Source organism: Streptomyces sp. Wb2n-11 (genome assembly GCF_001049855.1).
GTDB lineage: Bacteria > Actinomycetota > Actinomycetes > Streptomycetales > Streptomycetaceae > Streptomyces > Streptomyces altiplanensis.
In genome coordinates this window covers 4811968-4832849 of sequence record NZ_CVPB01000001.1, presented here as the reverse complement: position 1 = coordinate 4832849, position 20882 = coordinate 4811968, and the positions used below count along the sequence as shown (strand labels likewise).

General features: G+C 70.3%; 16 protein-coding genes, 3 tRNA genes and 1 pseudogene. 16 read left to right on the top strand and 4 right to left on the bottom strand.

What is annotated here, in order from left to right; genetic code table 11:
* Window positions 1-380: 380 nt before the first annotated feature.
* Window positions 381-1146: pseudogene (locus tag BN1555_RS21915) on the top strand (transposase family protein).
* Between the two features lie 267 nt (window positions 1147-1413).
* Here BN1555_RS21915 and BN1555_RS21905 read toward each other — a convergent pair.
* On the bottom strand, window positions 1414-1659 hold the full coding sequence (locus tag BN1555_RS21905) for a hypothetical protein (protein ID WP_176710096.1): 246 nt from the start codon (window positions 1657-1659) through the stop codon (window positions 1414-1416).
* A gap of 512 nt (window positions 1660-2171) precedes the next feature.
* Here BN1555_RS21905 and BN1555_RS38535 point away from each other — a divergent pair.
* The 11 genes from BN1555_RS38535 (at window position 2172) to BN1555_RS21855 (ending at window position 13757) form a co-directional block, all read left to right on the top strand.
* Window positions 2172-2585, top strand: coding sequence for a hypothetical protein (locus BN1555_RS38535; RefSeq protein WP_141662875.1), 414 nt, complete (start codon window positions 2172-2174; stop codon window positions 2583-2585).
* Entirely contained in the window at window positions 2582-3355 is a 774-nt protein-coding gene (gene cseB, locus BN1555_RS21900; RefSeq protein WP_093800969.1) for a two-component system response regulator CseB, read from the top strand. Before BN1555_RS38535 ends, cseB begins: the two co-directional genes overlap by 4 nt.
* 1 nt (window position 3356) lies before the next feature.
* Window positions 3357-4667, top strand: a complete 1311-nt coding sequence (locus BN1555_RS21895; RefSeq protein ID WP_255306120.1) for a sensor histidine kinase — start codon at window positions 3357-3359, stop codon at window positions 4665-4667.
* A gap of 197 nt (window positions 4668-4864) precedes the next feature.
* Entirely contained in the window at window positions 4865-6103 is a 1239-nt protein-coding gene (locus BN1555_RS21890; protein ID WP_255306119.1) for a cytochrome P450 family protein, read from the top strand.
* Between the two features lie 92 nt (window positions 6104-6195).
* The gene (locus tag BN1555_RS21885) at window positions 6196-7089 is read left to right on the top strand and encodes an AfsA-related hotdog domain-containing protein (protein ID WP_141662874.1); all 894 of its coding nucleotides are present in this window, start codon (window positions 6196-6198) and stop codon (window positions 7087-7089) included.
* Complete coding sequence (locus tag BN1555_RS21880) at window positions 7086-7733, top strand: methyltransferase family protein (protein WP_093800967.1); 648 nt, start codon at window positions 7086-7088, stop codon at window positions 7731-7733. The genes BN1555_RS21885 and BN1555_RS21880 overlap by 4 nt, the downstream gene beginning before the upstream one ends.
* A complete protein-coding gene (locus BN1555_RS21875) occupies window positions 7730-8728 on the top strand; it encodes an NAD-dependent epimerase/dehydratase family protein (protein WP_176710095.1) in 999 nt (332 codons plus the stop codon). Before BN1555_RS21880 ends, BN1555_RS21875 begins: the two co-directional genes overlap by 4 nt.
* On the top strand, window positions 8725-11415 hold the full coding sequence (locus BN1555_RS21870; RefSeq protein WP_093800965.1) for a PEP/pyruvate-binding domain-containing protein: 2691 nt from the start codon (window positions 8725-8727) through the stop codon (window positions 11413-11415). Before BN1555_RS21875 ends, BN1555_RS21870 begins: the two co-directional genes overlap by 4 nt.
* Entirely contained in the window at window positions 11412-12359 is a 948-nt protein-coding gene (locus BN1555_RS21865) for a UbiA prenyltransferase family protein (RefSeq protein ID WP_093800964.1), read from the top strand. Before BN1555_RS21870 ends, BN1555_RS21865 begins: the two co-directional genes overlap by 4 nt.
* An 80-nt stretch (window positions 12360-12439) precedes the next feature.
* Entirely contained in the window at window positions 12440-13495 is a 1056-nt protein-coding gene (locus tag BN1555_RS21860) for a glycosyltransferase family protein (RefSeq protein WP_093800963.1), read from the top strand.
* Between the two features lie 13 nt (window positions 13496-13508).
* Window positions 13509-13757 (top strand): hypothetical protein, encoded by a 249-nt coding sequence (locus BN1555_RS21855; protein WP_093800962.1) that lies wholly within the window; start codon window positions 13509-13511, stop codon window positions 13755-13757.
* 951 nt (window positions 13758-14708) lie between these two features.
* On the opposite strand, the gene BN1555_RS21850 is transcribed toward BN1555_RS21855, so the two are convergent.
* From BN1555_RS21850 to BN1555_RS21840, 3 genes are all read right to left on the bottom strand, one after another.
* Window positions 14709-14782: transfer RNA gene (locus BN1555_RS21850), tRNA-Ile, on the bottom strand.
* Between the two features lie 168 nt (window positions 14783-14950).
* A tRNA-Asn gene (locus tag BN1555_RS21845) sits at window positions 14951-15023 on the bottom strand.
* Between the two features lie 5 nt (window positions 15024-15028).
* A tRNA-Asn gene (locus BN1555_RS21840) sits at window positions 15029-15101 on the bottom strand.
* A gap of 215 nt (window positions 15102-15316) precedes the next feature.
* Here BN1555_RS21840 and BN1555_RS21835 point away from each other — a divergent pair.
* The 4 genes from BN1555_RS21835 to BN1555_RS21820 all read left to right on the top strand — a co-directional run bounded on the left by BN1555_RS21835 (window position 15317) and on the right by BN1555_RS21820 (window position 20879).
* Complete coding sequence (locus tag BN1555_RS21835; protein ID WP_093800961.1) at window positions 15317-15616, top strand: YtxH domain-containing protein; 300 nt, start codon at window positions 15317-15319, stop codon at window positions 15614-15616.
* Between the two features lie 54 nt (window positions 15617-15670).
* Window positions 15671-17107, top strand: coding sequence for an FGGY family carbohydrate kinase (locus tag BN1555_RS21830; protein ID WP_093800960.1), 1437 nt, complete (start codon window positions 15671-15673; stop codon window positions 17105-17107).
* Between the two features lie 98 nt (window positions 17108-17205).
* Window positions 17206-18939, top strand: a complete 1734-nt coding sequence (locus BN1555_RS21825) for an ABC transporter ATP-binding protein (protein WP_093800959.1) — start codon at window positions 17206-17208, stop codon at window positions 18937-18939.
* Window positions 18936-20879, top strand: coding sequence for an ABC transporter ATP-binding protein (locus BN1555_RS21820; protein WP_093800958.1), 1944 nt, complete (start codon window positions 18936-18938; stop codon window positions 20877-20879). Before BN1555_RS21825 ends, BN1555_RS21820 begins: the two co-directional genes overlap by 4 nt.
* Window positions 20880-20882: the final 3 nt, after the last annotated feature.

Here is a 20882-nt window from a genome sequence, read left to right as displayed (position 1 = left end):
GAGCCCACAGACCCCCAGAGAACGCGTTTCCCCAGGTCGGAGCGTTTCCGCCTGGGGAAGGTGGGTGGGGCGGGTGGGACTCGAACCCAAAGGGTGACGCCTCTCACCTGTGGAAACGCGACAGAGGCGGACATCAACATCCTGCTGCGTCCCGCTCCGCCCTCCTCGATCCCCGGCAACCGCGGTGCGGCGGGAAGGCCGGCACGATCGTCAGCTGAGGTGCGACCCTTTGCGCTGACCGGACGGCCGGGCACAGATCGCTGTCTGCACACAGACTTTTCCAACCTGCCAGGGTGGTCCAGCAGTTGACGTGACAGACGAGTGAAGCCCCTGGTAGACGGGTTCACGACCAAGATCACCCGTTCCGCCAGAGGCTTCACATGTTTGTCTACCCGTCCGGACTGGACCTGTCCAGCTCGCATCTTCGGTTCCTCACTGTCCGCGTCCGCGAACGCCGTCGTGCGATCGGCAGTCGGTGGCGTCGGCTGAGCGCGGGTCGACAAGCCCTGCTCGCCCTCGCCCATCTGCGCAACGGACACCCCTACGCCCAGCTCGCCGCGGGGTTCGGCATCGGCACGACCACGGCTTACCGCTACCTCGCCGAAGCCGTCGACCTCCTTGCAGCCCTGGCACCCATGCTCAGCCAAGCCGTCCGCGAAGCGTCAAGGAAGGCGTTCGTCCTGCTCGACGGCACCCTTGCTGCCGATCGACCGGACCGCCACCGACCGGCCGTTCCACTCAGGCAAGCACAAGAGGCACGGCATGAACGTCCAGATCCTCGCCGACCCGGCCGGCCGCCTGCTGTGGGCTTCACCCGCCCTGACCGGTGCCATTCACGACATCCGCGCCGCCCGTGAACACGGCATCCTCGATGCCCTCGCTTCCGCAGGCATCCCGTGCTGGGCGGACAAGGGCTACCAGGGCGCCGGCCCGGCCGTCCGCGTGCCGTTCCAGGGTCGACGGGAGAACCTGTTCCAAGGCCAGCAGGCCGTGAACGGCTCGCGGGCCAAGATCCGTGCCCTGGTCGAACCCGCCGTCGCCACCCTCAAGAACTGGCGGCTCCTGCGCAAGCTCCGGTGCAGCACCACCCGCATCACCAGCCTCATCCAGGCCGTCCTCACCCTCCACCTCACCTGCTCAAACTGAGGTTGAAAGAGGCTCAGTGTCTCCGTTGTCGCACAGCCTCAGCACGTCGCGAAGGAAGCTCATGGTCTCGGCCCGAAGGTCTTTGGCGCCACCGCCGAGCAGTAGCAGCCTGCCGGTCTGCCCGGCGTGGTGGGACGCAAAGACACAGGCCAGAGCAGACCCGTAGCAGTAACCGAAAAGGTTGGAGCGGATGACGGGCCTTTGCCCAAGGCCCGTCATGAGGCGGCCGGTCCCGGCGTCGATCACCCGGGTCGTTCCCCCGCCGCCTCAGGCGGTGTAGAGCAGGCCGTCGTGGTCGAGTCTCAGGCGGATGGCTGCCGTGCCGGGCGCGCCCTCGTGGACGATGCGGCCCCTGCCGGTGCGCAGATCGGTGCGGTAGACGGCGCCGTTGGCGCGCGAGCCCATGCAGGCGTCGGGCTCTCTGCCGATGGTGATCCCCTCGGGGAGGAATCCGTCCGGGAGCGGGAACTCGGTCGGCCACCTCACGGCCGGGGTGGCGAAAGCGGGCGTCACGCCGATACCGGCCAGCGCGGCAGCGCCGCCGAGGACCGTGCGACGGGACGGTCCGGGGGGTTTCGGATCGTGTTCCAGGCCTCCGTGATGAGTGGGGCGGGAGTTTGTGAACTCAGCGGCTCGGGGCGCTCGGCGCGTCGGGGGTCGACTCGGTTGTGGCGTACGTGCGTTCGTAACGAGCTGTCGTCCGCCCGAGTTCCGGGGACGACGGCCGCCCCGGGAACGCCGCGGTCCACGGCTGCGCGCTCGGCGTGACCTGCTGTTCCCGCCCCCGCGACACCCGACGCCGCATCCTCTCGCCGTAATCCGTGCCCCCGGTCGTGGAGCCGCGCCACCACCTCGTCCCGGGCACGCTCGGCCCGTGGTCACACCGCCGCCCACCAGGAGGGTCGAGCGGCTCGGCTCACGCTTCAGGAGCGGGAATCCCCCTTCTTCGCGGGACCAGATCACTGGGCGTTCCCCTAATTCAGGTCGTGCTAACCAGGTGTCGGTCTGCCACTACGCTCCGCCACATGCGCTCCCCACATTTTCGACCCGCGCGTCCGGGCGCGGCGCGGCGCCACTGGGACGACGGCCGCCGCAGGCTGTCGCGCGGAAGCGGGCTGGGCCGGGCCGTCTCCATCACCGCGGTCGCGGCGGTCGTACTGAGCGCGGCGCTGGCCGGCTACGCGCCCGACACGGGGGTGCGGGACGCGGGCGTGGCGGAGTATCTGCCGCAGTCGGCACAGATGTCGCCACCGCGGCCGGAGGGGACCTTGCCCCGAAGTTCTCCCGCCCCCGCCCCCAGGAAATGCCCGCACTACGCCGATGTCCTGGTCCTTCCGAACGGCGCCGCCACCGCCGGGCCCGACCTCCGCCCCGCTCTCCTCCACCCCTTCAGCGACGGCGTGCCGTCGCCCACCGGAACAGCGAGGACATTGCCATGACCAGCGCCCCTGCCCTCCTTGACGAGTCCGCCGAACCGCACATCCTGTTCGTGGAGGACGACGCGGTGATCCGCGACACCGTCCGGATCGCGCTCCAGCGCTACGGATTCACCGTCTCCACCGCAGCCGACGGCCTCACCGGACTGGAACTCTTCCGCAGCGCGCACCCGGATCTGGTCCTGTTGGACGTCATGCTTCCAGAACTCGACGGCATCGGCCTGTGCCGGAGGATCAGGGAGTTCAGTTTCGCGCCCATCCTCATGGTGACGGCGCGCGGTGACGACCTGGACATGATCTCCGGACTGGAGGCGGGCGCCGACGACTACGTGGTCAAGCCGTGCGAGAGCGCGGTGCTGGTCGCCCGCATACGGTCGCTGCTGCGCCGCGCCTCCTTCGCGTCCATGCGCGAGGAGCGCGGACGAACACGCGCCGCGGCGCCGCCCGGCGCGCGCACCGAGGAGGAGCCGGCAGCGGCGGACGGCCGGGGTGTCCTCGCGTTCGGGGACCTGACCATCGACACCTGCGGTATGGAGGTCCGGCGCGCGGGCGAGATCATGTCGCTGACCCCTACGGAGCTGCGGCTGCTGCTGGCGTTCGCCGCATCGCCCGGCGTCGTACTGGAGCGCCGCACGCTGCTGCGGAAGGTGTGGGACCACGCCTGGGACGGTGACACCCGGGTGGTCGACCTGCATGTGAAACGGCTGCGCGCCAAGATCGATCCCGAGCGGATCGAGACCGTACGCGGCTTCGGATACAAGCTGCGGCGCTGACGTGCTTCCGCGCCCGCTGTCGGCCCTGGCCGCCTGGCGTCCCACGCGGTCCTTGCAGTGGCGCATCGCGGGGCTGGTGGCCGCGGCGACCTGTGTGGCCGTCGTCGTCCTGGTGGTACTGGTCCACCGTGCCTCACGCGCCTTCGAGTTGGAACAGTCCCGTTCGGTCGCCATGCTCACGCTCGAACGCGCCGCCGTCTCCTATGCGCGTTCGGGTCTGGTGAGCGGCACCGGAGCCGAACTGGACGATCCGGGGGTGCCCGGCCGGCTGCGGTCGCTGGTGCGCGAGGGGCGCCACGGCACCGAGTACTCGGACGGACCGGGTGGCCCCACCATGTGGGCGGCGCGCCCCGCCGGCACCCGCGTCCTGTCGGTCCAGCTCACGCTGAGCACCACGATGGGTGACCTGGCCGCCTTCAATATGAGCGTTCTGCGGGCGGGCCTGCTGACGACCGTCGTCGTGCTGCCGCCGGTGTGTCTGGTCGCCCGTGGCATGAGCCGCGGGCTGCGGACGGCCGCGGGCACCGCCCGGCGGATAGCCGCCGGTGAGCTGGACGCCCGGATCTCCGCGCGGCCCCGCCCCTACGACGAGATCGCCGAGATCTCCGGCGCGGTCGACTCGATGGCGGCCTCCCTGCAGGCACGGCTGCACAGTGAGCAGCGCTTCACCGCCGATGTCGCCCATGAGCTGCGCACCCCGCTGATGGGGCTGCTCACCGCCGCCGAGATCCTCCCCGAGGGTGAGGCGGAGCGTTATGTGCGCGACCGGGTGCGCGTGCTGTGCTCGCTGGTGGAGGAGCTTCTCGAGGTCTCCCGGCTCGACGCGGGCGTGGAGCGCGCGGACCCGCAGCCCTGCGCGCTGGTGCCGCTGCTCGAAGAGACCGTGGAGCGGGTCGAGGTTGCGGCGACGGTGCTCGTCCACGGGGCGGCGGACCGGGCGGACGTACGGGTGTGGACCGACCCCCGCAGGCTGGAGCGCATCGTCGCCAATCTCGTCGTCAACGCGCACCGGCACGGCCGTCCGCCCGTGACGCTCACGGTGGGGGTGGACGCCGACACCGGAGTGCACACGGTGTCCGTACGCGACAGAGGTCCCGGATTTCCTCCCGGACTGCTCGACAACGGCCCTCAACGTTTTCGGACCGGTGCTCGTGAGCGCGGTACGGGACACGGTCTGGGGCTGACCATCGCGCTCGGACAGGCCCGGGTCGTCGGCGCCACGCTGACGTTCGGCAACGCGCCGGACGGCGGGGGCGCCGTGGCCGTGATCCGGCTTCCGCGCGGTCCGGCGGCGAAACCCATGGACGGCTGACACACCGCCGACCGCGTACGGACACACGACGGACGCACCGTCGCACCCCAGCCGATCCGGTCCCGACCTCCCCTCCACCCCACGACCGACACATTCACCTTCCAGGATCGGTACCACTTCGCGGCAGGTCCGGCGCCCAGTGGTGATCCGGCCCAGGGGTCCTGCACGCCCACGGTCCGCGGAGCGCACCTGAGCCGATGACGTTCTGGAAAGGCAGGGCCGCGATGGAAGCGGATACCGCGCGAGAAGAGACTGTGGTCGACCTGGCCGCGTACGGCACGCAATTCGTCGAAAACCCCTACCCCCTCTACGCGCAACTGCGCGCGGAGGGACCGGTGCACCGGATTCGCGTGCCCGGCCAGGAGCGGGACTTCTGGCTGGTCGTCCGTCACGAGGAGGGCCGCCGTATCCTCTCCGACACACGCTTCAGCAAGGACTGGCGCGCCTCAGGTGTCTGGCCGGCCGACGCCCTGCCGATCAACGAGAACATGCTGGAGAGCGATCCGCCCCAGCACACCCGTCTGCGCTCCCTGGTGACCCGCGAGTTCACGGCACGGCGCATCGAGGCGCTGGCCCCCAGGGTGCGCGAGCTGACCACAGAGCTTCTCGATGCGATGACCGCCGCCCCGGACGGTCGGGCCGATCTGGTCGCCGCCCTGTCCTTCCCGCTCTCCATGTCGGTGATGTGCGAGCTGCTGGGCGTGCCGGACCTGGACCGGGAGTCGTTCAGGCAGTGGTCCAACGAGATCGTGGCCTCCACCTCGCCGGAGGCCACCGTCCAGGCCGTGGAGTCCGTCACCGCGTATCTCACGGGTCTGATCGCGGACAAGCGCGCCGAGCCGGGCGACGACCTGCTGAGCGCCCTGCTGCGCACGACCGACGAGGAGGGCGACCGGCTGAGCCCGGACGAGGTCGTCGGCATGGCCTTCCTGCTGCTCGCGGCCGGGCACGAGACGACCGTCAGCCTCATTTCCAACGCGGTGCTGGCGCTGTTGCGTCACCCCGAGCAGCTCGCGCTGCTGCGCGCCGACGCCTCCCTCACCGGCGACGCGGTCGAGGAGGCACTGCGCTACGACAGCCCCGTGGAGGCCACGACGTACCGGTTCGCCACCGAGAACATGGACATGTGCGGCGCCCGCTTCGAGAAGGGCGATCCGGTCCTGGTGTCGCTCGGCTCGGTGGGGCGCGACGGCGAGCGCTTCGAGGACGCCGACCGCTTCGACATCACCCGCCCCGCGCGCGGGCACCTCTCCTTCGGCCATGGCATTCACTTCTGTCTGGGCGCCCCGCTCGCCCGGCTGGAGGCCGGTGTCGCGCTCCGGGCCCTGCTGGAGCGCTGCCCCGAGCTGCGCCTCGACACCGCCGAACCCCTGATGTACGTCCCGGGGATGCTCGTCCGCGGTGTGCGCCGGCTGCCGGTGCGCTGGACCAGGTGACCTCCGCGACCGTACCGGCCCCCGTCTCCCCCGTGCCGTGCCCGGCCACATCCGCCGGTCCCGGCGCGCGCCCGAACCCCTCGGAGCACTCCATGACCACCAATGCCATGAATCCGGCATACGCCGCGGCCCGTGACCGGATCAGCGAGATCGGCCAGATCAGCCCGGACGACACCCATACGTTCTTCTTCGACCATGCCCTCGATCACATACCGGGCATGCTGCTCGTGGACACCGCCCTGCGCCAGGCGGAGGACATCGCCGCCCGGTCCGACGCCGACAACGCCGGTCCGTTGCGGGTCCGCGCCCTGGACCTGGCGTTCAACGGGCTGTGCGAGCGAAGTTCCGCCGCCTACGTCCATCTGGAGGGCGTCGTGCCCGGCAGGCGCGCGATGACGGTGGACGTACGCCAGGACGGGACGAGCGTCTGCTCGGGCTCGCTGCGGCTGGAACCGGCCCCCCGGCGGGAACTGTTCACCGAAGAGCGCCCGCGAACCGGCCGCCCGCGGCGCGCGCCCGCGGAACTGGTCCACAAGACGTCCGAGGACAACGTCCTGATCGGTCCGCTGAGGCACACCAGCGACCACACCTACACCACCGCCATGATCGGTCCGCCCGCCCACCGCTGGCCCGATGTGCATCCCGCGACCGTGCTCGTCGAGGCGATCCGGCAGACCGCGACCATCACCTCCCACACCGCGTGGGACATCCCCACCGACTGGCAGTACATCCTGATGTCGATCCGCCTCACCCTCACCGGCACCGGGACCTGGCCCACCGCCCCCGAACTGGTCTGCCGCGTCAGCCCGCTCAAGGGACGCGCCCGCGGCGGGATCGACATCGACGTCCAGGTGCACGGGGTACGGGTCGGCCATATGCACCTCGAAGCCCGCGCCGTGCCTCCGGCCGCCTACCGGCGGATGCGGGAAGCCGGGAAAGCGTCGGCGCAGCACGCTCCGGTGCCTGGCGCGAAGGCGACGGCATGAAGCAGTGGATCACGCAGAAGTTCCCGGCCCTGTTCTTCGCCACCGGGTTCCTCGTCGGCGTGGGGGCCCTGGTCCGGGCCGCGCGGGACAGCTCCGGCCCCGCCTTCCCGATGCCCGCGGTGATGATCGCCGTCTATCTGTGCTGGGTCCTGCTGGAAGCGCGGATCACCTTCCGTACGGCGCGGATGCAGGACACCGAGGATGACCACGGCACGGAGATCGTCTACGGCCTGTCGCGGTTCGCGACCGTCGTGGCCGCGCTCTACGGGCCGCTGCCGGACACCGCGCCGCTGTGGGCCGCGGGCCCGCTGTCGCTGGTGCTGGCGGGGATCGCGCTGCGGCTCGTCTCGATCCGTACGCTCGGGGTGTTCTACTCGCACCGGGTACGCAAGGACGCCGAGCACCGCGTCGCGACCTCGGGCCCCTACCGTCTGCTGCGGCATCCGGCGTACTCGGGGATGATCCTCGCGCACGTCGGCCTGGTGGCGTACTTCCTCAACCCGCTCAGCGTCGCCCTGCTGCTGCTGGCGTTCGTTCCCGCGGTCGTGTGGCGGATCTCCGTCGAGGAGAAGGTGATGTCGGCCGTCGCCGGATACCGCGACTTCATGGCGGGCCGCAAGCGGCTCGTGCCGTTCCTGTGGTGACGGGGGCGCGGGAGACGGCCCCGCTGCCCAGGATCGCCCTGACGGGGGCCACCGGTTACGCAGGCGGTGCCTTCCTGCGGCATCTGTCGGGGATGCCCTCGCCCTGGCCGGTCACCGCGCTGGTACGGCACGTGCCCTCGCGCCGGCTGCCGTTCGTCACCTACGTACAGGGCGAGCTCCCGGGGCGGCTGCCCGCCGGTTTCCCGCCTCCGGGCACCGACGTCCTGGTCCATCTCGCCAACGAGAACCGCAGCAGTGATCCGGACGTCCTGCACGCCGTGAACGTGGCGGGCACCCGCACCCTGCTCGGCGCGGCCCCCTGCTCCCTCAAGGGCGTACTGCTCGGCAGTTCCCTGTCCGTCTACGGCAAAGGCGCGCAGATCCGGGTGACGGAGAGGGCGCTCCCCCAGCCCTACACGGCTCTGGCCCGCGCCCGGCTGGGCGCCGAACGCGAGGTGGCCGAGTCTATGCGGCGCGGCGGGGGGACGGCCTTCCTGCTGCGGCCTCGATTCATCACCGGCCGCGACGACGCCTCGTTCCTGCCCGGCATCAACAGGCTCCGGCAACTGCCTCTGCGGGTGCGCTCGGACCGGATCCACTTCAGCGTGATCGACGTCGAGGACTACGGAGCGGTGATCGCCCAGCTCGCGCGCCGGGCGGTGGAGCGGGCCGCGCGCGGCACCCCCGTCCGTACGGCGGTCAATGTCGCCTATCGCAGGCCCGTCGCCCTCCAGGACCTGTTCGACCTCCTGGCCTCCCCACCGGGGTCCGACCCCACCCGCTGGCTGCCCGCCGCCCCGGTGCGGGCCCTGTGCTCGGCGCTGCCCGGACACCGGGCCGCCCGGCTCTCCGAGCGGCTCGACCTGGTCACCCGATCCCACTGGGCCGATGTCGGCCTCCTGGAGGGCGAGATCGGGACCGCTCTGACCGCGAAGTCACCGGAAACGGTGGTGCGCTCCTACCGGGCGTACGAATCCGAACAGGACATCTCATGATCGAGACACTTGGCGACGCCCTGTCCCCCGACAGCGTCGGCTGGAAGTTCGCCCGCCTGAAAACCCTCCATGAGCTGGGTGTTCGCGTCCCGGCCCTCTTCTGCCTCACCGGTGCGGCCTTCCACCGGGCGGTGACACCGGTCGCGGAGAGCATCGACGCCCTGGTACGGGAGACCGACCTGGACGACTGGGAGCGTGTCCGTGCCACCAGCGCCCGTATCGCGGAGATCATCGCCGGGGTCGGGCTCGGCCCCGAGGTGGAGCGGGCTCTCGACCACCGGCTGGCCGCCGACTTCCCCGACGGTCCGCTGCTGGCGGTGCGTGCCTCCGTCATCGGCGCGCGGGGCCAGGGCGAGGACTCGGCGCAGAACCCGTTCGCGGGCATGAGCGACAGCTTTCTCTACGTTCCGCCCTCCGGGGTCAAGGAGGCGGTCCTCAAGTGCTGGGCATCGGCGTTCAGCCCCGAGGGGCTGCTCTACCGGCACCGCCAGAAACTGCCCTTCTCGGGACTGTCGGTCGCCGTCGGCGTCCAGCAGATGGTCTTCGGTGAGCGATCACTCGTGCTGTTCACCTGCGACCCCACCAGCTACGCGCGCACTACGGTCATCAGCGCGAGCTGGGGCATCGGCGAGGGCGTCGTTCAGGAGAAGGCACCGGTCGACCACTACTTCGTGCACTCGCGCACCGGGGACGTGAAGAGCGTCGTGGCCCGTAAGACGACCATGGTCACGCTCGACCGTGAGCGGGGGTACGGCACCGTCGAGTCCGCCGTGGCCGGTGAACGGGTCGACCTGCCCGTCCTGAGCGACGAGGAGGCCCGCTCCCTGGCCGCTCTCGGCCGGGACATCGAGAAGATCTTCGGTGAGCCGCAGGACATCGAGGCGACCATCACCGAGGACGGCCTCGTGCATGTGGTGCAGTCCCGGCCCGTCACCATCGAGGCCGACCGGCACCGCATCTGGAGCAGCGCCAATGTCTCCGAGAGCTTCCCGAACACGACGACCCCGATGACGTACTCGGTTGCCCGGCGCTTCTATTGGCTGCTCAATTACGACTATCTGCGCCGCAGCGGGGTCCCCGAGAGCGAACTGCACGATCTGCACGAGACGATGACGCGGCTGATCGGATTCCTCGACAACCGCCTTTACCACAGCATCAACTCCTTCATCACCATGCTGTCCGCCGTGCCGATGTTCGACAGCGTCCGGCGCGACTGGGAACGCCTGGTCGCCGAACTCGACACCTTCTACCACCACACCTCCGACAAGCCCGCAGGCCTTCGCGCGCGCGGCCGTCGGGCGGTCCGGCTCGCCGCCGGCTGGGGCCGGGTGGTGCGTGGCTACCACACCCTGCCCCGCGACTTCAAGAACTTCCAGGAGCAGTGGAGTGGACTGCTGCGCGAGGTGCGCACCGGGTCGACCACGACCGATCACCCCCTCAAACTCGTCGCCGACTACCGGCGCACCTGGGCGACGGCCGGACAGCTGTGGGGCATCACCCTGGTCAACTACCAGTTCATGGTGCTGTTCCACAAAGCCACCGAACTGGCCATGGACCGCTGGGGCGTCGATGAGCAGGAGACCCTCTTCAGCCAGCTCCTTTGCGGCGGCCGTCAGCTCACAGGGGCGGAGATCGCGCTGAACGCGGTGCGGCTGGCCGAGCTGGTCCGCGCCGACGCCGGACTGCACGATCTGTTCCTCGGCGAACAACCGCGCCCCATCTGGGACCGCTTGGAGGCGGGCGCCCTGCCGCGCACCTTCACCGATCAGGTCCACCGGCACATCGAGCGCTACGGCGACCGCGGCATCGCGGAGCTGAAGCTGGAGAAGCCCAACCTCCGCGACACCCCGTGGGACCTGATCCGGCTCGTCCAGCAGTACGCCGCGAGTGATCTGACCGTCGCGGACATGGAGGAGGTCGAACGCACCACCCGGCTGGCCGGCGAGGAGCTGCTGCACGACAAACTGCCCCGCGCCCGGCTGAAGCGAGCCGTCCTGCTCGCTCTGTTCGACCGGCTGCGCACCACCCTGTACTACAGGGAGGTCGGCCGGTACATGCGCAGTGAGCTGTTCGGCTACAGCAAGCAGGTGATCCGCGCCCTGGGGGTGGAGCTGCACCGCCGGGGCGTGCTCGGCGATCCCGATGACGTGTTCTTCCTCGATCTCGACGAACTCTTCGGATTCGTGGACGGTACCGGCTCCACCCGTGATCTGGCGGGGCTGGTCGCCGTCAGACGGCGTGACCTGGAGCAGTCCAAGGCGCTGCAGCCACTGCGCGAGTTCGCCACCGGTGACGTGGTGACCGGGTCGGTGCCGCAGCGCGAGGCCCTGTCACCGGCCGGTACGGACCCGGGCCTCGCGCTGCGCGGTCTGGGCTCGTGCCCGGGCAAGGTCCGCGGCTACGCCCGAGTCCTGTCGGACCCCGGTCTCGACGGGGACTTCCCCGCCGACAGCATTCTCATCACCCGCGAGACCGACCCCGGCTGGCTCTACCTCATGCTCGCCGCCAAGGGCATCGTCGTCGAACGCGGCAGCCTGCTGTCGCACACCGCCATCACGGGCAGGAAGTTCGGCATACCGACGATCGTGGGCGTGCCGGACGCGACCCGGAAGATTCCCGACGGCAGTCTCATCGAGGTCGACGGGGGCACCGGCACCGTCGTGATCCTCGACGAGGCCCCGCGGTGAAGGCACTGCGCGCGTTCTGGCGGTTCTTCTCCCGCCGCTTCCCCGCCCCGCGCTATTTGGCGTACGTCGTGCTGCTGCCCGTCGGCGTCCTGGGCACGCTCGCCCCCTTGCGTGCCGAGGGGGCGGCGGTGGGGCCGGGGGCGGCGCAGCAGGGGTGCGCCGCGCTGGCCCTGTTCGTGATCCTCTTCTTCATGCGCGCGGTCGATGAGGTCAAGGACCTGGACTACGACCGGGAGTTCCACCCCGACCGTCCCCTGGTGACCGGCGAGACGGATGTCGCGACCGCAGGCACCTATCTGGCCGGGTCGGCGGTCGTGGCCCTGGGGCTGAGCGCGGTCGTCGGCACGGCGGCCGTGGTGACGGCGGCGGCGATCATGACGTACAGCCTGTTCCTGCTCCTGCTGGAGCGGGTCTCCGAGCGCTTCCGCGAGAGCATGTGGGGGAACATCCTCGTCACCGTCCAGCTCAAGACCGGACTGGTCTGCTACGTCGCGCAGTTGAGCACGACCGGCGCGGCCGGGGCGCCGGCTGCGGAGACGGCGCTGGTGGTGCTCGCCTTCGTACTGGCCTATCTGCACTGGGAGATCGCGCGCAAGACCGTGCGATCACGGTTCGCTCTGCCCGGCGAGAAGTTCTACTCGACGGCGCCCGGCGCCGCGTGGAGCCTCGGCGCGGCCGCGGCCCTCATGGTCGCCGCGTGTGTGATCCGCGCGGCGGTGGTCCTGGGGTCCCCGGGCTCGGACACGGGCGGGGTGCGGCCGGTCTTTCTGGTGGTCTCGGCCCTGCCGCTCGCTCTGGTCATCTGGACCGTCCTCGACTTCCGCGCACAGCGGCGCAGGCGGCACACCGCGGGCGCACCGGCGTTCGCCGCCTATCTGGCGTTCCTCGTGACCGGCGCGCTTCAGCCCGCGCTGATGGACGACGCACCGCCCTGGTTCGGCTGAGGCGACGACGTCGGCGTACAGGCTCCTTCCCTCTCCCGATACCCCCCGGTGTTCCTCTCCGAAGAAATGAGTGGTGTGTCATGAACGGACGTGTCGTCTACGCCGACTTCGAGTACCCCATCCCCCTGGGTGGCGCGCGCGTTCTCTCGGCGCATGTGAAGCTGCTCTCCGAGGCGGGGGTGGACGCCTACCGGTGGTCACCGACGCCGGGCTTCCGGTACTCGTGGTTCGACGACAGCGGCGTACCGACCCTGTCGGGCATGGAGATCGACCTGGGGGCCGACGACGTTCTGGTCGTCCCGGAGATCTCGGTGCTGCCCGGACACGACCCGGCGCCCGGCGCCCGCAAGGTCGTCTTCAACCAGGGGCACTTCCTGACCTTCCTCACCAGCGGCGCGAAGGGCCGCTATCCGGGCTTCACGCCCGACCCCGGAATCTGGACGATCTCCCGGGAAAGCGTCGACGTGCTCGGCCGCGCGCACCCGTATCTGCCCACGCCCCTGCTGATACCGAACCCCATCGACGGCGAGGTGTTCCGGCCCGCCGCGCGGCGTACGGCGAGCATCGCGTGGATGCCGCGCAACCGGCCCGCGGAGTCGCTCCTGCTGGAGCGGCTGCTGCGCAACGATCCGCGCGGCGAAGGCATCGAGCTGCGCCCGATCCGGGGGCTGAGCCACGAACAGGTCGCCGAGGTCCTGGGCGACACATCGGTCTTCGTCGCGCTCGGCTCCCCGGAAGGGGAGGGGTTCGGGCTTCCCGTCGCCGAGGCTCTGGCGAGCGGCTGCCTGGTCACCGGCTATCCGCTGGGTGGCGGCGAGGAGCTCTTCGACGCGCCTTCGGCCTGGCGCGTCCCCGACCTGCGCACGGGCCTGCTGGCCGACCGCGCCCTGGAACTCGTCCGGCGTCCGGAGGACGGGGTCCGCGCCGAAGGGCGCCAGTGGGTGCTCGACCGCTACCACCGCGAGACGACCACGGAGGCGCTGTTGGAAGCGGTCGACGCGGCACGGGCCCTGCCGGGCGGCCCGGCGCGGGCGACGCATTTCCTGGCCTGGTCGGAGGAGTACCGGCCGTTCTTCGTGTCCCAGGTTGCGGCCATGGAGGCGGCGCAGGTGGCCGGGCCCCGGGCCGGAGGGTAAGGGGGCGGGAGGCGTGTACCGCGCCACCCGCCCCGCCTCCGACATCGCCGACCTCGGGCCGCTCCTGGCCAGCGTCGGCAAGCAACTACTCACGGTGCCCGGCTCCTTCGCCGATCCCGTGATTTCCTCCGATCCGTCCGATGCCATCGTGAGTTACGCACAAGGCCCATCCCCGCGGGCGCTGGGTCGACACAGCGCTGGCTCGGCCGATCGCAGTGCAGGCAGGACCATCCTCGCGGGCGACCCCATCATCTGCACCTGAGACCCATCTTCGAGCCCGCTGATCTCCCAACTGATGTCACTCACCGTGGACGCATACGGAAAGTGAGCCGGGGCTGGGCCGGTTCCCCGCGCAGACCGGGCGCACGACTCGGTCCCGCGCCTGTGGTCATCCCTCTATGTCATCCGGAGTGGTCTGGTCGCGCCGTGCGGGCGAAAACGACCCAGTTCCGCTCCTCCACGCTGCCGAGCTGCCATTTTCACACTTCACTGGTGCGGGCAGAGAGCTCAAGGGGCCCGCCAGCCTTCGGTACCGACATGCCCCGGAGGAGTCCGCCAGGCCGTGGATTCGGCCTTGTTTGAGTAGCAGGGCTGTTGGGCGCGCGTAGTGGTGGCCGGCGCCCGGGGCGGCGAACGCAGGAGTAGAGGGATCAGCGGTCCTCAGACGAGGCTGGAGTGAATCAGCGCAGGCCGCAGGACCGGTGTGCGGTGTCGTGGATCTGAATGACAGAGATGTCGCCTGTGATGTCGCGGTCGCGTGTGCTCCGCAAGCTGCAGAGCCTGACCCGGACGAAGGCCAGCACGCTCGGCGCCCCTGCGATGAGCGGCTGCGGGCGAGCGTCCAGAACAACTGCGCCCTGCGTGGGACGCAGACCGCGAGTCCGCGTGCACAGGTGCACCGCACCCAGGCAAGCAAGAGTCTGCCGCGCCGGGCCTCGCCGATGCAGGCGGTCTCCCGTGGCGGACCGGGCGGCACGGCAGAGACAGCGGGAAGGCGTCATGCGATGTGGCGGGTTGTGGACGGAGCGCAAAGCCTCCCTCGACGGCCGTGGGACCGCTCCACGGTGCTCTCCCCGGCAATCGCCGTAAAAGGCCAGGTCAGACGCATCTGAAGTGTGCTGACATGCTGCGACAGCGGGCCAGTACCGCACCGGAAAAAGCCGCGAAATCCACGTTTCCCCAGGTCAGAACGATTCTGCCTGGGGATGCTAGGTGGGGCGGGTGGGACTCGAACCCACGACCGACGGATTATGAGTCCGCTGCTCTAACCGGCTGAGCTACCGCCCCTAACGGCGCGTCGCGCACATTTGTGCGCGCCGTCTGCCGCAGCATAGCCGCTCATACGATCTCCTGCCTCGGGTGGTCGACCACGCATGCCCATGAGGACATCGCCGCCGCCTGCGCGGTTGCAGGAGACATGAAAAAGGACCCCAGAGGGGGCCCTTTTCCTTGCCGCTCCCCCGACTGGACTCGAACCAGTAACCCTCCGGTTAACAGCCGAATGCTCTGCCAATTGAGCTACAGGGGATCGCGCTCCCCCGACTGGACTCGAACCAGTAACCTGCCGGTTAACAGCCGGCTGCTCTGCCAATTGAGCTACAGGGGATTGCTGCGTTGCATCGAACGTACCCACCGGATGGCGTCCCGGGGGGCGTGTGCTCGCTGCGACACATACATTAGCGCAAGCAGGGGGGTGCTCCGCCAATCGGTATCTCCCGGGGTGATCACAGACGTCTCCGGGTAGGCGCCCAGCACAGCCCCCCGCGGTCCGGGACTCCCACGGCGTCAGGGGACCGCCGACGCAAGAGAAGGGTGACAGCCATGCGCTACCGGCTCACATTCATCGCCGGACTGGCCATCGGGTACGTGCTCGGGACCCGATCCGGGCGCGAACGCTACGAGCAGCTGAAGAAGTCCGCACGCCAGATCGCCCAGAACCCCGCCGTGCGCAACGCCGCCGAGTCCGCCGCCCAGAACGGCCGCGACATCGCGGGCAAGGCGCTCCACACGGTCAGCGACAAGGTCGGGGACCGGGTGCCCGGCTCCGTGTCCGAGCGGGTGCGGTCGCTGCGCGAGCGGGGCCAGAGCGGCGAGGACGACTGGGGCACGACCAACACCTAGCCCCGGCACCGGGCGCGGCACGGCCCCGGCCCCGCATGCGGCAGAATCTTGTGCATGGGGATAGTCGCCGGCTTGGACAGTTCGTCTGGTTCTACGCGCATCGTCGTGTGCGACGCGGATACGGGTGCCGTGCTGCGGCAGGGGTACGCCCCGCACCCCGTGGAGGCGAAGGCCGCCGAGGCCGATCCGCAGGTGTGGCTGCTGTCACTGGGCGAGGCCGCGTCCGGCGGGCTGCTCGAGGGCGTGCAGGCCATCGGCGTATCGGCGCAGCAGCACGGCATGATCCCGCTGGACGCCCACGGCACGTCGGTACGTCCGGCACTGCTCGGCAACGACAAGCGGGCCCAGGTCGCGGCCGCCGATCTGGTCGACGCGCTCGGCGGACGCCAGGCCTGGGCCGAGGCCGTCGGGTCCGTGCCGCAGGCCGCGCAGCCGCTGGCGAAGCTGCGCTGGCTGGCGCGCAACGAGCCGGAGTCCGCGCAGCACACCGCCGCCGTGATGCAGCCGCACGACTGGCTGGTGTGGCAGCTGCTCGGGCGGCCCGCCCGCAGGACCACCGACCGGGGCGCGGCCTCGGGCACCGGCTACTGGTCGGCCGCCACCGGTACGTACCGGCCCGACCTGGTCGAGCTGGCGCTGGGGCACCAGGCCGCGCTGCCCGAGGTGCTCGGTCCCTCCGAGGCCGCGGGGACCACGCCCGAGGGGCTGCTGATCTCCGCGGGGACCGGCGAGACGATGGCCGCGGCCTTCGGGCTCGGCGTCGGCGTCGGGGACGCCGTGGTGTCCCTGGGGGCCTCCGGTTCGGTGATGGTCGTGCACCACGAGGCGCTGGTCGATCCGAGCGGTCTCATCACGTCGTTCGCGGACGCCACCGGAATGCACCTGCCGGTCGTGCACACGCTCAATGCCGTACGGGCGCTGCGGGGCACGGCCGAGCTGCTGGGGACGGATCTGGAGGGGCTCTCGGAGCTGGCGCTCAAGTCGTCGCCCGGGTCGTACGGGCTCGTCCTGCTGCCGTACCTGGAAGGTGAGCGTACGCCGCAACTCCCGCACACCGCCGGGAGCCTGAGCGGGCTGCGGCGCGAGTCGATGAAGCCCGAGCACCTGGCGCGAGCGGCCTTCGAGGGCATGCTGTGCTCGCTGGCCGACGCCATGGACGTGCTGCGGGGACGGGGCGTGGAGGTGCAGCGGGTCTTCCTGCTGGGGGCCGCCGCCGAGCTGCCCGCCGTGCAGGCGGCGGCGCCCGCGATCTTCGGTACGCAGGTGGTCGTGCCGCAGCCCGCGGAGTACGCGGCGCTGGGCGCGGCCCGGCAGGCGGCGTGGGCGCTCGGGGTGTCGCAGGGCACCCTGGCTCCGCACACCCCGCCGGCCTGGCAGGGCGCGGCGGCGCAGGTGCTGGAGCCGGGCGACGAGGTGGCGGTGGGGCAGGCGGTGCGTCAGCAGTACGGCGCGACGCGGGACCAGATCCATCCCGGAGCGTTCGGGGCCTGAAGTCTTGACCCGGTGATGGGGTAATCCCTTGGAAATACCGGCGCCGGGTGTCGGAGGATGGGGCGATCCCCCGCCCTGCCGACTCCGAGAGATTTCGTGTGCTCATAAGACTCCTGCGGGCCCGCCTGGGCCCGTACAAGAAACCCGTCGCCCTGCTGGTGGTGCTGCAACTGCTGCAGACTTCCGCCTCCCTCTACCTGCCCACCCTCAACGCGGACATCATTGACAACGGTGTCGTGACCGGGGACACCGGTTACATCCTGGAGTTCGGCGCCGTCATGGTCGCCGTCAGCCTCGTCCAGGTGGTCTGCAACATCGGCGCCGTCCACTACGGCGCGAAGACCGCGTCGGCGCTCGGGCGGGACGTGCGGGCGGCCGTCTTCGAGCGGGTGCAGAGCTTCTCGGCCCGTGAGGTCGGGCACTTCGGGGCGCCCTCGCTGATCACGCGTACGACCAACGACGTCCAGCAGGTCCAGACGCTGGTGCTGATGGCGTTCACGCTGATGGTGTCGGCGCCGATCATGTGCGTGGGCGGCATCGTCATGGCGCTCGGTCAGGACGTGCCGCTGTCGGGCGTGCTGCTCGCGGTCGTGCCCGTGCTCGGGATCTCCGTGAGCCTGATCGTGCGGCGCATGCGGCCGCTGTTCCGCGCGATGCAGGAGCGGCTCGACACGGTCAACCAGGTGCTGCGCGAGCAGATCACCGGCAATCGTGTGATCAGGGCTTTCGTGCGGGACGGGTACGAGAAGGGCCGCTTCGAGGAGGCGAACACCGCGCTGACGGACGTGTCGCTGTCCTCGGGGCGGCTGATGGCGCTGATGTTCCCCATCGTGATGACGGTCGTGAACGTCTCCAGCGTCGCGGTGGTCTGGTTCGGCGCGCACCGGATCGACGGCGGCGGCATGGAGATCGGGGCGCTGACGGCGTTCCTCGCGTACCTGATGCAGATCGTGATGGCCGTGATGATGGCCACCTTCATGTTCATGATGGTGCCGCGCGCCGAGGTATGCGCCGAGCGCATCGAGGAGGTCCTGGACACGGCGTCGAGCGTCGTACCGCCGGCCAGTCCGGTCCGGGAACTGCGCCGGCATGGGGAACTGGAGCTGCGCGGGGCGGAGTTCCGCTATCCGGGCGCGGAGGAACCGGTGATCAGGGACATCGGTCTGGTGGCCCGCCCCGGTGAGACGACGGCGATCATCGGGTCGACGGGCAGCGGGAAGTCGACGCTGCTCGGGCTCATACCCCGACTGTTCGACGCCACGGACGGGGAGGTGCTGGTGGACGGGGTCGACGTACGGACGCTCGATCCGGCGCTGATGGCGAGGACCGTCTCGCTGGTTCCGCAGAAGCCCTATCTGTTCTCCGGGACGGTCGCCACGAATCTGCGGTACGGGAAGCCGGACGCCACGGACGAGGAACTGTGGAACGCGCTGGAGGTGGCGCAGGCACGGGGGTTCGTGGAGCGGCTCGACGGAGGACTGGACGCGCCGATCGCGCAGGGCGGCACGAACGTGTCGGGCGGGCAGCGGCAGCGGCTCGCCATCGCGCGGACGCTGGTGCGGCGACCGGAGATCTACTTGTTCGACGATTCCTTCTCGGCTCTGGACTACACGACCGATGTGGCGCTGCGGGCCGCGCTGGCACGGGAGACGGCCGAGGCGACGGTGGTGATCGTCGCCCAGCGGGTGTCGACCATCCGCGACGCCGACCGGATCGTGGTCCTGGACGAGGGCCGGGTGGTCGGCACGGGACGCCATCACGAGCTGATGAAGAGCAATGCGACGTACCGGGAGATCGTGCTCTCCCAGCTGACGGAGGCTGAGGCGGCATGAGCGGGCCCGGTGGACGCATGATGGCCGGCGGCGCGCCGACCGAGCGGTCGATGGATTTCAAGGGCTCGGGGAAGCGGCTGCTGCGGCAGTTCGCTCCCGAACGGGTCACGTTGTGGTGGATGCTGGCGGCGGGCGTGCTGAGCGTCGCGCTCTCGGTGATCGGCCCGAAGATCCTGGGGCGGGCGACCGACCTGGTCTTCGCGGGGGTCGTCGGCCGGCAGATGACGGACGGCGGCAGCAAGGCACAGGCCGTCGAGGGCCTGCGGGAGAAGGGCGACGACGGGCTCGCGGACATGCTCTCCGGAGTGGACTTCGTCCCCGGGCGGGGCATCGACTTCGGGGCGGTCGGCGACGTACTGCTGCTGGTGCTCGCGGTGTACGTGGGTGCGGGGCTGCTGATGCTGGTGTCGTCGCGGCTGTCGATCCGGGTCATCAACCGGACCGTGTTCCGGATGCGCGAGGACGTGCAGGCGAAACTGTCGCGGCTGCCGCTGAGCTACTTCGACCGGCAGAAGCGGGGCGAGGTGCTGAGCCGGGCGACGAACGACATCGACAACATCTCGCAGACCATGGCGCAGACGATGGGCCAGCTCATCAACTCCCTGCTGACCATCGTGGGTGTGCTGGCGATGATGTTCTGGATGTCGCCGCTGCTGGCGCTGGTCGCGCTGGTGACCGTACCGCTGTCGGTGGTGGTGGCGGCGAAGGTCGGCAAGCGGTCGCAGCCGCAGTTCGTGCAGCAGTGGAAGACCACGGGCAAACTCAACGCGCACATCGAGGAGATGTACACCGGTCATGCGCTGGTGAAGGTCTTCGGGCGGCAGGAGGAGTCGGCCGAGGCGTTCCGGGAGCAGAACGACGCGCTGTACGAGGCCGGGTTCAAGGCGCAGTTCAACAGCGGGATCATGCAGCCGCTGATGTTCTTCGTGAGCAATCTGAACTACGTGCTGGTGGCGGTGGTCGGCGGGCTGCGGGTCGCGTCCGGCACGCTGTCGATCGGCGACGTGCAGGCGTTCATCCAGTACTCGCGGCAGTTCTCGATGCCGCTGACCCAGGTCGCCTCGATGGCGAACCTGGTGCAGTCGGGCGTCGCCTCGGCCGAGCGGGTCTTCGAACTGCTCGACGCGGACGAGCAGGAGCCCGACGCGGCGGACGCGGAGCGGGCGCAGCTGCCGTCCGTTCCCGAGGGCCGGGTCGCGCTGGAGAAGGTGTCCTTCCGGTACGAGCCGGACAAGCCGCTCATCGAGAACCTGTCGCTCGCGGTCGAGCCGGGGCAGACGGTCGCGATCGTCGGGCCGACGGGGGCGGGCAAGACGACGCTGGTGAATCTGCTGATGCGGTTCTACGAGGTGACGGGCGGCCGGATCACTCTCGACGGTGCCGACATCGCGAAGATGACGCGGGAGGACCTGCGGTCGGGCATCGGGATGGTCCTCCAGGACACCTGGCTGTTCGGCGGGACGATCGCCGACAACATCGCGTACGGGGCGCAGCCGTCGCGCAGCGTCACGCGCGAGGAGATCGAGGAGGCGGCGCGGGCCGCCCACGCGGACCGGTTCGTACGGACGCTGCCGGACGGGTACGACACGGTGATCGACGACGAGGGGTCGGGGGTCAGCGCGGGCGAGAAGCAACTGATCACGATCGCGCGGGCGTTCCTGTCCGATCCGGTGATCCTGGTCCTCGACGAGGCGACGAGCTCGGTCGACACCCGGACGGAGGTGCTGATCCAGAAGGCGATGGCACGGCTGGCCCACGGCCGTACGAGCTTCGTGATCGCGCACCGGCTCTCCACCGTCCGGGACGCGGATGTGATCCTGGTGATGGAGAACGGTTCGATCGTTGAACAGGGGACGCATGACGGACTGCTGGCGGCGGGGGGCGCGTACGCGCGTCTGTACGCGGCGCAGTTCGCTCAGGCGGTGGCAGAAGTGGACTGACCG

Coding starts and splice junctions, on each gene's coding strand:
- cseB (WP_093800969.1), top strand. CDS start 2,582: ATGACCAGCGCCCCTGCCCTCCTTGACGAGTCCGCCGAACCGCACATC.
- BN1555_RS38535 (WP_141662875.1), top strand. CDS start 2,172: ATGCGCTCCCCACATTTTCGACCCGCGCGTCCGGGCGCGGCGCGGCGC.
- BN1555_RS21880 (WP_093800967.1), top strand. CDS start 7,086: ATGAAGCAGTGGATCACGCAGAAGTTCCCGGCCCTGTTCTTCGCCACC.
- BN1555_RS21820 (WP_093800958.1), top strand. CDS start 18,936: ATGAGCGGGCCCGGTGGACGCATGATGGCCGGCGGCGCGCCGACCGAG.
- BN1555_RS21830 (WP_093800960.1), top strand. CDS start 15,671: ATGGGGATAGTCGCCGGCTTGGACAGTTCGTCTGGTTCTACGCGCATC.
- BN1555_RS21860 (WP_093800963.1), top strand. CDS start 12,440: ATGAACGGACGTGTCGTCTACGCCGACTTCGAGTACCCCATCCCCCTG.
- BN1555_RS21870 (WP_093800965.1), top strand. CDS start 8,725: ATGATCGAGACACTTGGCGACGCCCTGTCCCCCGACAGCGTCGGCTGG.
- BN1555_RS21835 (WP_093800961.1), top strand. CDS start 15,317: ATGCGCTACCGGCTCACATTCATCGCCGGACTGGCCATCGGGTACGTG.
- BN1555_RS21890 (WP_255306119.1), top strand. CDS start 4,865: ATGACGTTCTGGAAAGGCAGGGCCGCGATGGAAGCGGATACCGCGCGA.
- BN1555_RS21885 (WP_141662874.1), top strand. CDS start 6,196: ATGACCACCAATGCCATGAATCCGGCATACGCCGCGGCCCGTGACCGG.